General features: G+C 58.3%; 1 pseudogene. It reads left to right on the forward strand.

Annotated elements, in window-relative coordinates:
* Nucleotides 1–117, forward strand: a pseudogene (locus B3C64_RS01370) (amino acid ABC transporter substrate-binding protein); the annotation flags it as partial.
* Nucleotides 118–266 lie beyond the last annotated feature (149 nt).

The following is a 266-nucleotide window of genomic DNA, read 5'->3' on the forward strand; positions in this document are numbered from 1 at the left end:
GACAAGCTCGGCAAGGAGAACTTCTTCCACAAGGATTACGAGAAGACCCTGAAGCCGGTGTACGGCGACGAAGTCAGCCCGGATGACATCGTGGTCGAAGGCGGCAAGGTCGACTGACGTTTGGGTGTTTTCTCGGTTTGTTCGTGGCCGAGTCCTCAATCGCAGGTGACTAACCTGTTTCCATCCTCCCGTTCGCAATGCGGCGGGAGGTTTTTCTATGCGGTACCGCGTTCCATGCGCTGCCGGCGGGCGCTGCCGTCATCCAT

The sequence above is a fragment of the Bifidobacterium sp. UBA6881 genome, from assembly GCA_002451435.1.
In the GTDB taxonomy this organism is placed as follows: Bacteria; Actinomycetota; Actinomycetes; order Actinomycetales; family Bifidobacteriaceae; genus Bifidobacterium.